The following is a 17,222-nucleotide window of genomic DNA, read 5'->3' on the forward strand; positions in this document are numbered from 1 at the left end:
TATGGCTAGATCAACCCGCCCGCGCGGATGGTGGCGCGGTCGCGTTCGCTCCGTTCCTCGATCTCAGACGCCTCGTCGTCGGTCACCCACGGCAGCAACCGCAGGTGTTCACGCAACTTCTCCGGAAATGGCTTGTCGAGGCGTTCGTGCCGGGGCCGGCTCTTCCAGATGCGATACATCCAGAGATACTGCTCGGGCGCCTGTCTGACGGCGGTCTCCAGGGCTCGGCGGTATCGGGCGGTGAGATAGAACACCGGATCGGGATGCTCGGACCAGTCTTCGGGCCCGAACGTGTCGTGGATCGTCAGGCGATACTTGGTGTCGCCATCGGTGCTCGGAATGCGATGGGCGGCGCCGCAGATGATCGTCGCGTTGAACTTCATGGCCAGCAGCCCGATGGACTTGTAGCTGCTGGCCAGGCGACCAAAGTACGGTACGAAGACGCCCCGATCACCGGCATTCTGGTCGGCCACGAACGCGGGGCAGGCGCCCTGCTCCATGAGCTTGGGAAGCTGGTGCATCGCGCCGAACTTGTCGACCATGATCACGCCCGGGCGGCTGCGTTCGCGGCGCACCCAGCGATCGAGCGGCTCGAAGTCCATCGGGCGGTAGATTGCGTGCATCGGGATGCCAAGCAGGCCCATTGTGGTGGCCAGCACCTCCCAGTTGCCGCAGTGCCCGGTCATGAGGATGCACGGGCGGCCTGACACGATGGCCTTGATGCCCTTTTCGACGTCTCCGAACTCGACGTGCGCCAGCACGCTGTCGGTGTTCATCGTGCGGGGGCTGCGTGCCATTTCCGCACCGAGCAGGAACAGGTGCTGGTACGCCTCGACCGCCAGTTGCTCCACGCGCTCGGGCGGGGCCTCGGGGAATGCCGCACGCAGGTGGGCCCGGGCACGATCCAGCCGATGGCTGTTCATCGATCGCGTCGCGTAGTAACAACCCGCCGACCGTGTCACCGCTCGCACGATCGGCCACGGTGGGGCGGCCAGCGAACCCACGAAAATGCGAACGCCCGCCATCCCGGCTATGACGACGGGGGCGGGCAGTCCTCGGTTGGGCAGGTCTTTCTTCCGGGCCACGACGTTTTATAGCGCGCCCGGGAGCACCGATGGCACGAGCCTTAGCGGATGTCGCCGTAAGGCTTGCCCACCAGCGTGTAGAACCGGTTCTGGTTCAGCACGGGCACGCCGGCCGAAACTGCGCTGTTGAAGAGGTTGTCGTACCGCTCCACGCGGGTCAGAGCTTCCTGGTACTGCATGATCTCGCGCTCGGTGGCGGTGATGTCCGGCTCGGGCGGCAGCGTCGGACGGGTGCCCAGGACGACGAAGTCCACGTCGCCCGAGAGCGTGTCCACAACGCGGCCGTTCCAGTCGCGGATGGCCGCCTCGATCGCGCGGGTTTCGCCGAAGCTCTCCACGCCGTCGCCATCGGCATCAAAGAAGCCGTAGACCACGAACTTGTAGGTCTTGTTGGGGTCGTAGACGGCGTTGGCAACCACGTCGCCCTGCAGGATGGGACGCCCCGACACCGACCCGTTGATGCGGGCGATCGAGCGATCCTCCAGTACCCGGATGACCTCAAGGTTGGCCTTGCCGCGGGGGTAGTTGCCTTGTGCGTCGGGCTGGATCTCCTGCGCGTCGCTGTAGGCGGCGAAGGTCATGCCCAGGGTCACCTTGTCGCGCTCACCGCGGTTGATGGTCACCTGTCGATCACGCTCGTTCACGGCCACGATGACGCCGTCCACCAGCGACTCTTCCGCACGCGGACGCACGCCGGTGGTGCGGCCCTGGCCGCGCAGCTCGCGGACCTGCTCTTCGGCCGCACGCAGATCAGCGCGGGCCTGGTCGAGCTGGTTGCCCAGGATCGACACGCGGTCGTCGGCTCGGCTGCGAATATCCGAAACCCGGCTGTCCATGCTCAGGCGTGCCTGGCCGTAATCGCTGCGCAGGCTCTCGACCTCGTCGCGATAGCCTGCAACCTCAGCGCTCAGGCGGTCGATGGTCTCCTGGAAGCCCTGCTCGATGGACGCCACGCGGGCGGTTTCGTTGGCTGCGTTCTCCTGGGCGCGGGTCACGGCGGCCTGGGCCTGGTTCAGACGGGCCTGGAGGTCTTCGTTCTGACGCACGGCGTCGCGGGCGACCATCAGCAGGGCGCTGTCGTCGGCACCGGGCACACTATCGAGCTTCGCGTTGAGCTGGGCCAGCGAATCGCCGCCAACCCCGGTCACCCGCTGCATGATGTCACGGCGGGTATCGACCAGGTAGCCAACCAGGCTCTTTCGCTCGGCGGCGGCCTGAGCCACGAGCTGACGGACCTGGTCCTGCGAGCGCTCGGCAGGCTGGATGAACTCGGCCGTGGCCGCTTCCATGTTGTTCACGTCCCGCTTGGCCGCTTCGGCCTGGAAGTAGAACACCACGGTGAGCACGAAGAGCACCACCACGAGGATGCTCGAAATCGCGGCGAAGATCGCCATTCCTCCACCACGTCCGGCCATCAGGGGCCCCCTTTGCTCAATTCAAGGGTTACTCGAACGGTTCCAAACCAATGCCGAATACAGGCCGAACAGACCAATCGGCAGGACCGTACGCAGGTCTCATACGCCAAATCGGGCCGTGCTGTTGCCCAGCCCGTGGTGCCAAGTGTGGGCCAGTAGAGTGTCCGGGTCAAGCCCCATGCCCGTCCGGCCCGGCCCATTCTCCTGGTCGGGCTCGCCCAATACGCGCGACGTGCCAAGGGTTGTGCCATGGAATCCGACCCCACGCCAGCCACGTCGAGCCAGACTCAACCGCCTCCCTTGCCTCAAGCCCAGCCCGATCCGCGATCGACGCCCGATGCGACCGGGGGCATCATTCCATACAAGAACCCCGCCGCCCTGATCGGCTACTACCTCGGCATCTTCGGCATGTTCCCGCTGCTGGGCCTGCCGCTGGCCATCGCGGCCCTCGTGCTGGGCATCGTCGGCTTGCGACGCAGGGCCCAGGGCAAGGCCTACGGCGGATCGGTCCACGCCTGGGTGGCAATCGTGCTCGGATCGATCGCCAGCCTGTACAACGGGTTCTTCGTCTTCCTGATCGTCGCGGCGGCCGTGTCGGGCTGACATTCGCCAGCGGAGTTTCCCAAAGACGGAATAGTCCAGACTTTCCACTCGATTCGGGGGATCGCCAGCATGGCCGATTACTACTACACCGACGCAAACCGTAACCCGATGGGCCCGATCCCCTTCGAAGAACTCCGCTCGATGTACGAGCAGGGCAAACTGGCAAGCGGAGCCCTCGTGGCCGAGGTTGGCGCCACCGAGTGGCAGTCCGCTGCTGAGTTTCTGCGGCCGGGTCCTAGCGGGCCTGTCGAGGCCACGCCGCCCGTGGCATCCCTCGACCCGAACGATCGGTTCGAGCCGCTCGCCGGCTGGGCGTTTGGTCTGGGGCTGGCCTCCTGGTTGTGCATCAGCATCCTGGGGGCGATCCCCGGCGCCATCCTGGGCCATATGGCGCTGGGCAAGATGAAGCGCGATGGTAATCCCAATCAGGCCGCCAAGGTGCTGGCGATCATCGGCCTCATTCTCAGCTACGTACAGATCGGCGTGTTCGTACTTTCCATAATCGTGGGCCTGCTCATGGTGTTCGCTGCGGCCGCGAACCCGTAATCACTTGCTCGGGTTCATCCGCCGCTTCGGCCGCCGCGGCCACGTGATCGGCGGGCAACTCGCCTGCATCAGATTCCATCAGGCGTGTGCGGCGTCGTCGAGCCAGGAGCGGCGCCTTGCCCCGCTGGGCCCGGTGCTGGCTCCAGAGCATCGAACCCGCCCCGCTCACGGCGATCGCGCCGGCGACCCATTGTCCGCCGGTCAAGAGTTCCTTGAAGATCACCAGACTGGCAGTGCTCACCACGAACGGCTGGAGCTGGATGACGCCGCTGGCGACGGCCACGCCCAGTCGGTTGATCGACATGTAGTACGCCACGTGGCCCAGCGCGATGCCGATGACGCTGCTGGCAAGCAACAGCCAGAAGCCGGTCACGCTCAGAGCGTCGTCGCCAGCCCACGCCGTAGGCAGGGCCGACAACCCATACGCGGTCCCAAGCCCGAGCATCAGGCCCACCATGGCCAGGGCGGTGTATTGGCTGATGGCAGCGAAGGCGATCATCGAGTTCACGCCCACCATGAACTTGCGCACGCTCAGGGCATAGCAGGCAAACAGCCCGCCCGCGGCGATCGACAGAGCCACGCCAATGGTGCGGGCTAGAGCGGGGTCGTCGGCCAAGACGCCGCTGGCCTCGCTGGCCGTCGAGGGCTTGTCTGGCGCAAACAAGATCGTGGCGCTCGTGCCGCCGACCACCAGGACGATGCCCAGCAGAAAGAGCGGCCGTCGGATGACCTCGCGTTCGCTGGCGAACAGCAGGGCCGCCCCGACCGTGACGAAGACGATGTGGGCCCGAAGTGCGAACGTCAGCATGCCCGGGTCGAGCATGTAGTGGGCCCACGTGAAGCACACCTGGCCCACGATGTTAAATGCAGCGGGCACCAGGGCGAGCTTGAAAAGGCCCCGGGGCAGCTTCTTCCTCGCACCAACGACGATCAGCAACGGCAGCCACAGCAATGCCGCGAAGCCATACCGCCAGCCATTGCTGGTCCACCCGTCGATGTCCTCAGCGAAGTACCGCAGGAAAAGGGGGATGCTCGACCATCCCAACAGCGTCAGGACGACCAGGAATACGCCGCCGAGTTGGCTCGGCGCGCCCTCAGAGCTTGATGGAGAACCGCTCACCGATGACGCTCAAGACGCATCGGCATCGGCCTGGGGCTTGGGCTTGCGTGCCGGCGGCTTGGGCCGGGCGACGATCATGGTGACGAATGTCTGGAGGCTGACGGCCGAGATTGCGACCAAGGCGCCGCGGAGGTAGCCCTTGTCGTGATCAGGATACTCGTTCTCCTCGAAGAACTTCTCGCGTGCCGACGGCGTGTTGATGCCCCCGCCCTGCACGCGTTGCTCCCAGAGGGACTGGCCTTCCTTGTAGCTCTCGCTGGCCTGGTGGGCGACGTATGCCCGGTGCCCTACGGCGATGGCTACCAGAAGGGGGATGACGATGCCCAGGTGGATGCCCACCATGCCCACCGTCCGGTTCTTGTGGATCATCAGAGCCATGGCCGCACACCCGAGGCTGACCACGGCCACGGCAATGGGCACGATCAGGGCCGTCGAGGCATTGGCCCCCTCCGGGGCGTCGCTGTACGCGAGGATGCCCAGGGCGACCACGAGGACGGCGTAGAGCACGAGGATGGCGAAGGCTTTGAACATGTGAGAGGGTAGGGGGGATGGCGTTGGTGGAAACCGTCCTTAGGGGACCTGCCGCCTCGCCCGCTCCGCCTCGATCGTGCTCAGCACATCGGCCTGGTGGTCGGCGTGGTAGCTCGACCGCACCAGCGGCCCGCTCTCGATGACCTTGAAGCCCCGCTTGAGGCCCTCTTCCTTGTACATCGCGAAGGTGTCGGGGTGCACCCAGCGGTCGATGGGCAGGTGGTTGCGGGTGGGCTGGAGGTACTGGCCGATGGTCAGGATGTCACAGGCGTCCTCGCTGCCGTCGGGGCCGGTTGCCCGGGTGCCCTCGAGCACGTCGTCGAAGAGGGCCAGCACTTCCTCGTCCTTCTCGCCGATGCCCACCATGATGCCCGTCTTGGCCACCCCGCCCTGCTCCTTCACGCGCCGGAGGAGCTCCAGCGAGCGGTCGAACTTGGCGCTCGGGCGCACGGCCGGGTACATCCGGCGGACGCACTCGAGGTTGTGGTTGATGATGTGGGGCTTGGCGTCGATGACCATCTGGAGCGCCCCCCAGTTGCCCTCGAAGTCGGGGATCAGGACCTCCAGGCTCATGCCGGGGCAGGCCTCGCGGCCCCGCATGATCGTCTCGGCCCAGATGCCCGCGCCGCCGTCGGCCAGCTCGTCGCGGTTCACGCTGGTGATCACCACGTGCTTCAGCTTAGCCTGCTCGTGCATGAGCCTGAGGCTTTCGGCCACACGGCGGGGCTCGTCCTTGTCGAGCACCGGCGGGCGGCCAGTCTTGACGTTGCAGAAGCCGCAGGCCCGAGTGCAGGTGTCGCCCAGGATCATGATGGTGGCCACGCCGCGGGCCCAGCACTCGCCCATGTTGGGGCAGCCGGCCTCCTGGCACACGGTGAACAGGCCGTGCTCGTCCATGATGGCCTTGACCTTCTCGTAGCCGGGCCCGCCGGGGAGCTTGGCCTTCAGCCAGCTGGGCTTGCGCTTGTTGGCCAAGTGCTGGGGGCCCTCGTTGTTGAGGACCTGTCCGGTCAGGCTGAGCAACGGCTTGTCGACGCGTCGTAGGGGATTACCACCAGCCGGCCGCGGGTGGCGGGGCTGGGTTGCGGGCTTGGTTGGCTGCGAAACGGCGTGGGGAGCAAGGGCCATCCCAGAGGATAGGGAAGCAAGCGGGGCTATTTGTGCGGTTCTCGGGTGTTCCGACTCAGCCCGCGGCCTGTTCGTGACGATGCAGGAATCGTGGCTGGCCGGGGCGAACCCCGGGCGTGCCATGGAGTATGGCATCAGGCCAGGCTTTTGGGCCCGCCGACCGCTTCGCCGTGGTGGCCTGATAACAATCGAGACCCGCGGCCGGGCCAAGGGAGGCTCCGGTCGATTGAAAGCGACAGCGTTCTCGAACAGGGCAAGGGGTGCGTTCCCGATGACCGACACGACACGATCGATTCAAGGCAGCTTCACCGGACGCGGCCGCCGACTGCTCGCCCCGACCCTGCTCGCGGGCGCCACGCTCCTGGGGGGCTGCGGCGTCCATAGCTGGTTCGACCAGAGCGTGGTGGGCCGGTGGGAGGTCACGCCCACCACGGCGCCGATCCTCGACCGCATCTCAGCGGTCGAGGGGCCCGACGACGGCTTCGTCCAGTACAGCGAGGTCACGCCCGACGACTTAGTGCCCCGCCCTCGGGAGTATCGAGTCGGCCCGGGCGATTTCCTCCAGATCATCGTCTTCGACTTGCGGCCTGCGGGCCAGCCGGCCGAATTCCAGACCGCCGTCGACACACGTGGCATGGTCTACTTGGAAGAAGTGGGCGAGGTTCAGGTGGCCGGGCTAACCGCGGACGGAATCCGCGAGGCGGTCTCTCAGGCCGTCGTCGACTTTGTGACCAGGCCGCAGGTGCTGGTTCGCGTGCTCGAGCGTCGCCAGGCGACGTACACGATGGTGGGGGCGGTCCCAGGTACGGGCAAGTTCCCGATCCCCAAGGCCGATTGGTTCCTTATGGATGCCCTCGCAGAGGCGGGCTGGATCCGGGAGGGAACCGACGAGATCTTCATCATCCGGCAGATTCCGCTCTCGGAGAGCCGCCAGGTCGATCTTGGCCCCCAAGAAACCCCGGACTCACAGGAACAAGGTGGCTCGAGGCCGGCCAGTGGTGAAGACCTGCTCGACGACGTCGATCGCCTGCTCGAGGGCGGCGCGCGGCCGGGCGCTTTCAGCGTAGCCCAGGACGGCTCGCAATCCGGTGGTCAGACGCAATCCCAGCGCCCCGCCGTTGATCTGATCGACGACTCGGGCCAGCGCGTCCAGCCCTCTCAGGACAGCCAGGGGCTCGGAGACGACACCACCTGGATGTTCCTGGACGGCCAGTGGGTGCGCGTGAACCCGGGCACGGCTGCGGCGGCATCGCGACGCCAGCAGGGCGGCGCCATCGGCGGCGTGCTGACCGATGAAACCTCGACCAGCCAACTGGTGACCCAGCGCATCATCCGCGTGCCGGCGCAGAAGCTGATCGAAGGCGATATGCGGTACAACGTCGTGATTGAACCTGGCGACATCGTCCGCGTTCCGCAGCGTTTGGATGGATTGTATTTTGTCGCCGGGTTCGTGAATCGGCCTGGCGGGTTTGCGCTGGCTCAAAAGCTGACGCTGATGCGTGCGATCGACCAGGCCGGCGGCGTGAACCAGCTTGGCGTGCCCGAGCGGATCGAACTTGTGCGCATGCTCGACGGCGATCGGCAGGCGATCATCCAACTCGATCTGCGAGCGATCAATCGCGGGGTGGAGCCTGACATCTACCTGAAGGCCAACGACCGGATCAACGTGGGCTCGTCCATCTGGGCGTATCCGCTCGCGGTCGTCCGCAACGGATTCCGAGCAACCTATGGCTTCGGCTTCCTGCTGGACCGGAACTTCGGCAACGACGTCTTCGGCCCGCCGCCGCTGGATAGCCGCTTCTAATGGAGACCCCGGGGTTGGTCCCGGGGTATCGCAGAACCCGCAAGGGTCCCGGGCGTAGCAGTCGAACGGGCCTGTGGGCCCCAGAGGGGAGTTGTGTCGCGTGAGCGTGGCGTCGGCATCGCAGAGCATGAGCAGGCAGGGCGCTCCGGCGGCCCTCGGCTCGCTGCGCTGGCAGGGCGTCGCGGTCCTGGGCATGATCGCCCTCATTGGCTTTGCCTGGCTGTTTCGCGAGTGGTTCTTCAAGCAGGGCATGATCAGCTACCGGGCCCTGGACGACTGGGGCCACGCCTTTGCCGTGCCCGCCATCGCGGCCTATCTGCTTTATCAACGCCGTGAACGTCTGCTGGCGGCGCCGGTGAAGCCATTCTGGCCCGGATTGCTCCCGCTGCTGCTGGGCATTGCCTGCTACGTGTTCTTTATCGTGGGCGTGCCAACGCACATGCTCCAGGGGTTCGCCCTGGTGCTGGCCGTCTTCGGATTCGTGCTGCTGGTCTTCGGTCCACACGTGATGCGGGTGGCGATCATGCCCATCGCGTTCCTTCTGTTCGCGGTGACGATCTCCGAACGGATCATGATCGCCATCACGTTCCAACTCCAGCTCATCGCGAGTCAGGGTGGGTACTTGCTGCTGACGATCTTCGGCTTCCCCTTCGGTATCGAGTCGATGGTGGAGGGGAACGTCATTAGCGTCATGGACGACGCGGGGAACACGCATCAATTGAACGTGGCCGAGGCATGCAGCGGCATGCGCATGGTCGTGGCGTTCATCGCGCTGGGCGCCGCGGTGGCATTGACGCAGTGTCGCCACTGGTGGCAGCGGGTCGCCGTCGTGCTGCTTTCGCTGCCGGTCGCGATTGCGCTGAACGTCGTCCGCGTGGCGGTGCTGGGCTTCCTGACCGTGCTGGTCGATCCGGACCTGGCGTCTGGTGAAGCGCACATGTTGATCGGCACCTTGCTCTTGATTCCCGGCCTTGCCGTCTTCCTTCTGCTCGTGTGGATCCTGAATCGTGTGGTGAGCGACGAGCCCGCCAGCGAGGTGGCCAAGGGATGAGCCACCCACACGCCAAGCTGCTTGGATTGCCCCGCGGCGTCGTCCTCGCGGCGACGGTCGCCATCGCGTTACTGGTTGCGTCCGGCGCGGTGCTGGGATTGTCGATCCGGGCCCTGGACCTGTACCTGCAGAAGAGCCCGATCTACCCGCGGACCGGCCTTGAAATGCGCGACGTGCCGGCCGAGACCGAGCACTGGCGCCGCGTCGGTCCCGATCGGTTCGAATCCAGCGAGATCGAGGACACGCTCGGCACGACCAACTACGTGACGCGAACCTACGAAGAGAAGGACCCCGAGGGAGACCTGCCGCGTCGTATCGACGTGCACCTGGCGTACTACACCGGCTCGATTGATACCGTGCCGCACATTCCCGAGCGTTGCTTCGTTGGCGGTGGCATGCAGATCGGCGGCGGAACCCGCGTGGTCGACGTTCCGCTGGACGACAGCCGCTGGCTACCGATGCGTGATGCGCCCGAGGTCATGCAGGGGCGCGCGTTCACGACGACGCTGGCCCGGGGCACGTATTCGAATCGACCTGGACAGCGGGTGCTGCTCCCGCTTGATCCAAGGGAAGTTCAGCTTCGCGTGACCGAGTTCTCGGTGCCCGGCGCGCCGAGCTTGTACGCGGGATACTTCTTCATCGTCAATGGCGAGCATCGATCGAGTGCCGAGGGGGTGCGGCTGCTCGCCTTCGATCTGAAGACGGACTATGCATACTACCTGAAGGTGCAGTTCAACAGCCAACGGGTGGCCTCGGCCGAGGAACTGGCCGAGATTGCCGGCGACCTGTTGGATGACCTGCTCGGGGAGCTGATGTTGTGCGTGCCCGACTGGGCCGAGGTAACCACGGGCGAGTGGCCCGAAGACAACAAGAAGAGGCCCGCATCGCGGGGGTAAGCGCGGCAGCGTCTGAAGGGGCGCGACCGCTGGCGATACGGAGGCGGACATGGCGGCTCGTGTAAATGTCAGATTCGTCGCGATCCTGTGCACCATCGTGGGGGTGGTGTTTGTCGGCATGGCCGGCGCGGCGTACTTCATCGTCAAGAAGTCGGCTTCGGACCACTACGAAGCAGCCCAGCAGTTCATGCAGGCCGGGGACTTCGTGGAGGCGGAGAAGTCCTATGGCAAGGCCGTCAATAAGGAACCGACCAACGTTGTTTATCTCGAGTCATGGATCGAGTCGATCGAGAAGCTGACGCCCGAGACGCAGACGAAGTACGCCGACGTCTACTGGAAGAACTACGTACCGGGTTTGCGGCAGTTGGCCGTGGCGCAGCGCACGAACGTCGACGCGTGGGACAAGTTCCTGGGCACCCAGTATGAGCAGCGCAACGTCTTCGGGGCCGGCGGGCGTTCCAACTGGCAGTCCCTGCTGAGCGAGACCAACTTCGCGCTCGAGCAATTCCTCGCGACCGAACAGGCCAACGACGAGCAGGCCGACTGGCATCGGCTGCGCCGGTACCGGGCCCTGAGCAACCTGAACATGCGCCTGGGTTCAGGCGAGGCCGACCCGGACTTCAAGGACAAGACGGTGCTCGACTTCGAGGCCGCCCTGCGGGTCGATCCGGACGACGACGAGGCGGCCGTGGGGCTGTACGAGTGGCTCATGGCCGAGGCCAATGAGAACCGGATGGGGCGCACGGACCCGCAGGTCTATCTCGATCGAGCCAAGGAAACGCTCGACGACTTCCTGGCCGAGAACCCGAACCACCCCCGCGTCTTGATCGCGCGCCTCTACTACGACCTCCAGGTTGCCGCGCGGCCGCTGCGCGACCTGCGAACCCAGGAAGAGCGTGTCCGGGCCAACCTGGCGTTGGCCTCGGAGTTCAAGCCACGCGTCGAGGTAATCGTCGATCAGGTCATCCGGCAGAGTCCTCCCGAAATGCTCACGGTGGAAGTCGCCCAGCTCGTGCATCGGCTCGAGCGGCTCACCTCGCCGGGTTCCTCCGAGATTCCGCTGACCAACCGGATTCTCGAGGCGGCAACGCAGGCGGCCCAAGACGATCCCGGAACGCTTGCGCAGATCGCCTTCTTCGAGGGTGTGTTTGCGGCAGAGAGCAACGACCACGAGCGCGCCATCAGCGCCTTTGAACGAGTGCTGGAGTCGCCGGATGTTCCCGTGAGCCTGGAGGGCATCATCCTGACGTTGCTGAACGGCCAGGCGGTCCTCCGTCAGGCTCAAAGCGCGATCGAGCTAGCAAACGCGGCAGAAGGCGATCAGGTGCAGGCGGCACGTGATCGGGTAACCGAGTATCGCGAGAAGGTTGAGCGGTACTGGACCCAGGGCACCCCCTCGGTATTGCTCCTCGATGCACGCATCGCGTATATGCGCGGCGAGTTGGCGTCGGCCCAGGGGCTGGCGGTCTCGTACCAGCGTGAGTCAAACGGCACCGATCCGCAGGCCCACTTTCTGCTCAGCCGCATCTACATGGATCGCAATCAGGTGGGCCAGGCGATCGAAGAACTCAAGAAGTTCGTGGAACTGAGTCCCAACGTGCCCGAGGCGTGGGCGCAGCTGAGCGACTTGCAGGACCGCGTCGGCGACACCGATGGCGCGTGGGAGTCGATCGTTCGAGCCGTGCAACTGGCTCCGGATGATCCGAGGATCCAGCGTCGATACGAGAACTTCCGGATCCGAACCGGGCAGGTGCAATCCGATGATCCGATCCAGCAGGCGTTGCTCGGGGTCGACCGCATGCTCGATACGACCGGCGGCGTGTCGCCCCGGTACGAGCAGGCCGAGCAGTTGATTCGCGGGCTCATGGGACAGACCGACGATGCCCGGCTGTACAACGCGCTGGCCACCATTCAGGGCATGCAGCGCAAGACCGATGAGGCTCTTGCCACGATCGACGAGGGGCTCAGCAAGTATCCGGACAACCGGCTGCTCCAGCAGTTGGCGACGCAGATCCGGTTTATGAGCGGGGAACTGCCAGATGATCTCGAGCCCATTCGCGCAGAGATGCTGCAGTATCGGATGGCGATGCGTGACGGCCGAACCGAGGACGCGCAACGTCACCTCGAGGCGGCGATCAAGATCGATCCCGATGATGCCGAGGTCATCCAGACCCAGATCCTCCGGGCAATCGCCAACGAGCAGTGGTCCGAGGCCGAGCGTCTGATTGTTCGGGCAACCGAGTTGAACGCCGACCAGGCGGGCGGTCGGGTGCTGCGGGCCAATCTGCTGCAGGCCCGGGGTCGCAGCGAAGAGGCGCTCGGGCTCATTAACGCGGTCATCTCCGACGGGCTGACCAGCGTTCCCGTGCTGTACCGCCGGGCGCAGATCTATCGCAGCCTCGGCCGTACCGAGGATGCGGTGGCCGACTACCAGGAGATCCTGCGGCGTCAGCCCGACAGCGTGACCAACGTGCGAGACGTCATCGTGGCTCTGGCCGAACTAGGCCGTACGAAGTTGGCGCTCGATATCGCGCGGCGTTCGCAGCGCATCGCGGGCGCCGACGAGACGTTCCTGAACCAATGGCTGGCCCTCGAGGCCCAGGTGGGCGATTCCACGGCCGCCATGTATCGGCGGGAGGAGATCCGCGAGCAGGATCCTGGCAATCGTCAGAACAACCTTGCGCTTGCAAGCGTGTACGTAAAGCTCGGCCAGTGGAACAAGGCGCGCCAGATCATCGACGAGCTGCGTGCCGAGCAGGACGACGTAGCGCTCGTGATGCTCGATGCCCGCTGGCACGCTGAGCAGGGAGACACGCGTCAGGCCGTTGACAAGTTCGACCAATACATGGCCGCACGCGACAGGACGGGGGACCTGGATGCACGCGACGTTCTGAGCTATGCGAACTTCCTGCAGAGCCAGAACCGATCCGACCTTGCCATCCAGAAGCTGCGCAACGCGCTCGATCAGGATACCGACGAATCACAGCCGATTCGTCGGCGCCTGGCCTTGTTGCTTCTGGCCGCGGGTCGATCCGACGAGGCGGTCGAGGTGATCGATCAACTGATCGCGTCGGGCCAGGACACCGACGGCATGCTGAAGCTGGCGCGGGTGGAAGCCTATATCCGCGGCGATATGCCCGACAGGGCCCAGCAGGCGCTGGACGGGCTCGACAGCACGCTTGCGAATTCGGAAGCCGCGGGCATCCTGCGGGCCGATCTGGCGTTGGCCCGGGGCGACAGCGACGCGGCACGCCAGGCCATCAGCAACACGCTGGCGACCCATCCGACGTCGGCCCGTGCGTACGTGCGCCGCGCCGAGATCATCTACAACGAGGTTCGGACGGACGATTCGATCCCACAGGCCGAGCGGAACCAGTTGCTGCGCGACGCCGGCGAAGACGTCAGCGAAGCCATTCGCCAGGATCCCGGCCGGTGGGAGGCCTACCGGCTGCGGGCCTTGATCGCCATGGAACAGGGCCGGTACGACGACGCGGCCCGAGCGGTCGCCAGTGCCCTGGAGATCAACCCCGGCCTGAGCCAGCTGCGCAACCAACTCATTCGCCGACTGGTGCAGAACGGCGACACGCCCCGGGCGATGACCGTAGTCGATGCGGCATTGCAGGCGAACCCGGCGGACGTGGACCTGCGTGTCAACATGGCTCGCCTCATGGCCGACCTGGGCCGGACCGGTGAATCGATCCGGCTGTTCGAGCAGTCCCTTGCACAGCGTCGTAACCCGGAGATCGCGGCGCAGTTCGTTGAATTCCTGCTCAACCTGAACACAGGCGAAGCACGTGCCAAGGCGAGACAGGTACTGAGTGACACCAACCTGGACGTCGCCGGTACGTGGCAGCTGCGGTTGATGTCTGCCGGACTGTCGATGCAGGAAGGCAATCGGCCACGCGCGATTGCCGAGGCCATTGCGTCGTTCGAGATGGTGCGCAACGACACGGCGGGCGTGATCCGCTGGTTCAACGCGATGCCAGCCCTCATCAAGGACCACCCCACGCGGATGGAGATTGCGGTCCAACTCGCGCCCGAGCGAACCCCCGATCGCGTGGGCGAGATCATGATGGCTTCGCTGATGCTTCAGGACCCTTCAACCGAGCAGCAGGGGCTCAGCGAGCTTGCCCGGCTTGCCGGAGACCGAGAGGCCATCGTGGCCGTGCGATCAGGCCAGCTCTTGGGGGACAAGCTGTACGAGCGCGGTGACTACCAGCGAGCGGCGGAGGCGTGGCGTGCCGTGATTGCACTCAATCCCCAGTCGGGCCAGTCGCTGAACAATCTGGCGTATGTCTTGGCGACGGAAATGGGCCAGTGTGAGCAGGCCATCAAACTGGCGAACCGTGCGAAGGAAGCCGGCGGCATCGCGCCCGCCATCGTCCAGAGCACGCTTTCGGTAGCGTACATGGAGTGCGACCGGCTGGCCGAGGCCCAGCAAGCGGCCGACGAGTTGTCCACCATCGCTCGCGGTTCGCCCGAGGAAGCGCTCGCCGAGATTCGGCAGGGACAGATCGATCTGGCGAACGGCCGGATTGACGCGGCACGCACGCATGCGAGCGATGCTTCCGACCTGCTTGAAGCGTGGGGTGGGCGCGCCGAGGCGTATCGCTCCATCCTTGAAGAACTGCAACAGGAGCTGGATGGGCGCTGAGGCGAAGAGGTTTTCGGACGTGTCCCGTGGGCCTTCGGGCCCGGCGCACGAAACGGATTGCCCCTCAAACGGCACCCGGACCGAACCCAGGAGCGCAGAAGGCCGACGTACAGCATGGGCCCTGAATCTGACCGGCCCGATTGACGAGAGAACAGCATGACGATCGCATCTACATCCACGAACGGCTCCCTGAATGGCTCGCATGGCTCCGGCGGCGGGTCGGGCGCGCAAATCGGTACAAAGACGGCCGCGAGCGTTGATCCGCTGCGCGTGCTGCGCAAGTACAAGTTCGCGTTCGTCATCGCGGCGGTCGTCGGCGGCGTGCTCGGCGCCGGTGCTCACTTTGCGCTGGCCGAATTCCGACCGACCTGGAGTACGCCGGTCATCTACAAGTGCTATCCGCCACAAACCCGGCCCAACCCCGAGCAGATGAACATCGACGACGACGAGTTCGAGCGCTTCATGGCGACCGAAGCGGCGATGATGGTGTCCGAGAACGTGCTGAGGCAGGCGGTCGAGAATCCGCGTCTGATAAACGAAGCTCCAAAGTGGATCTCGCGACACACCACCGGCGGCGTGGTCAACGTCGGCCAGGCCGTACTCGATCTCGAGAAGCAGGTCGGCGCCCGCGTACTGGCGGGCACCGATCTGATCCGCATGAGCGTGAGCTGGCGCGACCGCCAGGAGGTCGCCACGCTGGCCGAGGTGGTGAATGCAGCGTATCTGCAGGATCTCCGGCGGCGCGGTTCGCGTTCGACCACCGAGCGTCGTGAAGCAATCGAGCAGGCCATTCTGGGCCTGGAGACCGATTTCGATCAATCCGATCGCCGCCGCAACGAGATCGTCAGCTCGCGCAAGATGGACGTCCTGGACATCAATCAGAGCCAGGAGCGAGCGGAGATGATGATCGTGCTGGGGTCCATGCAGGAGCTTGGGCTCCAGTTGGAGGCCCTGCTGGCCCAGAAGGCCGAGATGGAGGCCCAGCTGCGCAACCCGGGCGGCCTTCAGTTCAACGACACCCTGCGGGCTCAGGTGGAGCTCCAGCCGCTGATCCAGAACCTTCGATCCCAGGTCGTGTTCCTGCAAGCCCAGCGCGCTACCGAGCGCGAGCGATTGGCCGAAGACAACCCGGTGATCCGCCGCATCGACGACCAAATCGCCGCTCTGGAACGCAGCCTCGACCAGCAGCGTCAGGAATTGATGGAAGAGCTCTTCCAGACCCAGCTCGATCAACTCCGGCTGGGCGAGCAGCAGCTGCGCGCCCAGATGGCTCGCTTGGTCGAGCGTCGCACCGACCTGGGCGTACGGCTCCAGGAATTGGTGTATGCGGAGACCGAACTGAGCGATATCGAACGCCGCATGGAGCAGATCCTGGAACTCCAGCAGGAGTTCGAGACAGACCTGCGCATGCTGGATGCGACAAGCCAGATGACCACGGCGTCGCGCGTCGACGTCATCCAGTCGCCGCGCGTGCCGACGCAGATGGCCTTCCCGAAGATCTACATTCTGGTGCCGGCCGGCATGATCGTCGTCGTGGGCCTGGTGGCCGGTGGCGCGTACCTGCTGGAGATGGTCGACCAGCGGGTCAAGAGCCCGGCCGACATCGCGGCCTTGCCGAGCGTTCGCATCCTTGGGATGGTGCCGCACGTGACCGAAGACCCGGCCCGCATCGATACGCCCGAACGCGTGTTCGCCGAGCAGCCGCTGACGGCCATGAGCGAGAGCTATCGCCAGGTTCGCGGTGCACTGCTCAAGCGCATGCGAGCCGGCGGTCACAAGTCGCTGCTGGTGGTGCCGGCGATGCCCGGTTCGGGTGCGACCACGGTCGTCAGCAATCTGGCAGAGTCGCTTGCGGCGGCGGACAACCGCGTGATCGTGATCGATACCAACATCCGCCGACCGCGCTTGCACGAGGTCTTTGGCCTGCCCATGGGGCCGGGCGTGGGCGAGGTGCTCGCCGGAGCAGCCCTGAGTGACGTGGCCCAGCAGACCGGCAACCCGAACCTTCGGGTGATCACGTGCGGTGAGCCCGGCAATCGCCAACTCGAGGCGCTGGCCACTGGAGCGATCGTCAAGCTCATCAAGCAAGCGACCGCCGAGGCGGACTTCGTGATCCTGGATGTCTCTCCGGCGACGGTTTCGGGCGATGCCCAGGCGCTTGCGCAGGTCGTGGATGCCACCATGCTGGTTGCCAAGGCGTTTGGGGAGACCCGCGGCCAGATCGGCCGTCTGTCACGGGAACTCGATGAACAGCCCGCCCGCTATCTTGGCGTGCTGGTCAACGCGGCACGCAACGCGAGCGGTGGATACCTTCGAGGGAACCTCCGCGCCGGGCACAGCTACACGGCCAAGGCGAAGACGCCCGCCAAGAGCTGAGCCGGTTCGTACC

At 65.5% G+C, this 17,222-nt stretch carries 12 protein-coding genes; 7 read left to right on the forward strand and 5 right to left on the reverse strand.

Features of this window, described 5'->3' with window-relative positions:
- Window positions 1-5: 5 nt before the first annotated feature.
- Both RIE32_11705 and RIE32_11710 read right to left on the reverse strand, forming a co-directional pair.
- Window positions 6-1,085, reverse strand: coding sequence for a lysophospholipid acyltransferase family protein (locus tag RIE32_11705; GenBank protein MEQ9096914.1), 1,080 nt, complete (start codon window positions 1,083-1,085; stop codon window positions 6-8).
- Between the two features lie 41 nt (window positions 1,086-1,126).
- Entirely contained in the window at window positions 1,127-2,500 is a 1,374-nt protein-coding gene (locus RIE32_11710) for a hypothetical protein (GenBank protein MEQ9096915.1), read from the reverse strand.
- A gap of 300 nt (window positions 2,501-2,800) precedes the next feature.
- Between RIE32_11710 and RIE32_11715 the strand changes: the two genes are divergently transcribed.
- Together RIE32_11715 and RIE32_11720 are read left to right on the forward strand one after the other, a co-directional pair.
- Window positions 2,801-3,103 (forward strand): hypothetical protein, encoded by a 303-nt coding sequence (locus RIE32_11715; GenBank protein MEQ9096916.1) that lies wholly within the window; start codon window positions 2,801-2,803, stop codon window positions 3,101-3,103.
- A gap of 69 nt (window positions 3,104-3,172) precedes the next feature.
- Entirely contained in the window at window positions 3,173-3,649 is a 477-nt protein-coding gene (locus RIE32_11720) for a DUF4190 domain-containing protein (GenBank protein MEQ9096917.1), read from the forward strand.
- On the opposite strand, the gene RIE32_11725 is transcribed toward RIE32_11720, so the two are convergent.
- Genes RIE32_11725 through lipA form a run of 3 tightly spaced genes read right to left on the reverse strand, consistent with a single transcriptional unit; the run spans window position 3,618 to window position 6,428 of the window.
- Entirely contained in the window at window positions 3,618-4,769 is a 1,152-nt protein-coding gene (locus tag RIE32_11725; protein ID MEQ9096918.1) for a DMT family transporter, read from the reverse strand. The genes RIE32_11720 and RIE32_11725 overlap by 32 nt on opposite strands.
- Before the next feature lie 9 nt (window positions 4,770-4,778).
- Window positions 4,779-5,300 carry a hypothetical protein gene (locus RIE32_11730; GenBank protein ID MEQ9096919.1) on the reverse strand — a complete coding sequence of 174 codons (522 nt, stop codon included), beginning with the start codon at window positions 5,298-5,300 and terminating at the stop codon, window positions 4,779-4,781.
- 39 nt (window positions 5,301-5,339) lie between these two features.
- Window positions 5,340-6,428: a lipoyl synthase gene (gene lipA / locus RIE32_11735; GenBank protein ID MEQ9096920.1), complete on the reverse strand. Its 1,089-nt coding sequence runs from the start codon at window positions 6,426-6,428 to the stop codon at window positions 5,340-5,342.
- A gap of 271 nt (window positions 6,429-6,699) precedes the next feature.
- Between lipA and RIE32_11740 the strand changes: the two genes are divergently transcribed.
- The 5 genes from RIE32_11740 to RIE32_11760 all read left to right on the forward strand — a co-directional run bounded on the left by RIE32_11740 (window position 6,700) and on the right by RIE32_11760 (window position 17,209).
- Window positions 6,700-8,232 carry a polysaccharide biosynthesis/export family protein gene (locus RIE32_11740; protein MEQ9096921.1) on the forward strand — a complete coding sequence of 511 codons (1,533 nt, stop codon included), beginning with the start codon at window positions 6,700-6,702 and terminating at the stop codon, window positions 8,230-8,232.
- A gap of 100 nt (window positions 8,233-8,332) precedes the next feature.
- Window positions 8,333-9,283: an exosortase/archaeosortase family protein gene (locus RIE32_11745; GenBank protein MEQ9096922.1), complete on the forward strand. Its 951-nt coding sequence runs from the start codon at window positions 8,333-8,335 to the stop codon at window positions 9,281-9,283.
- Window positions 9,280-10,179, forward strand: coding sequence for an exosortase-associated EpsI family protein (locus tag RIE32_11750; protein ID MEQ9096923.1), 900 nt, complete (start codon window positions 9,280-9,282; stop codon window positions 10,177-10,179). Before RIE32_11745 ends, RIE32_11750 begins: the two co-directional genes overlap by 4 nt.
- Before the next feature lie 49 nt (window positions 10,180-10,228).
- Entirely contained in the window at window positions 10,229-14,833 is a 4,605-nt protein-coding gene (locus RIE32_11755; protein MEQ9096924.1) for a tetratricopeptide repeat protein, read from the forward strand.
- 156 nt (window positions 14,834-14,989) lie between these two features.
- A complete protein-coding gene (locus RIE32_11760; GenBank protein ID MEQ9096925.1) occupies window positions 14,990-17,209 on the forward strand; it encodes a hypothetical protein in 2,220 nt (739 codons plus the stop codon).
- Window positions 17,210-17,222: the final 13 nt, after the last annotated feature.

The organism is Phycisphaerales bacterium (assembly GCA_040221175.1).
GTDB lineage: Bacteria > Planctomycetota > Phycisphaerae > Phycisphaerales > UBA1924 > JAHCJI01.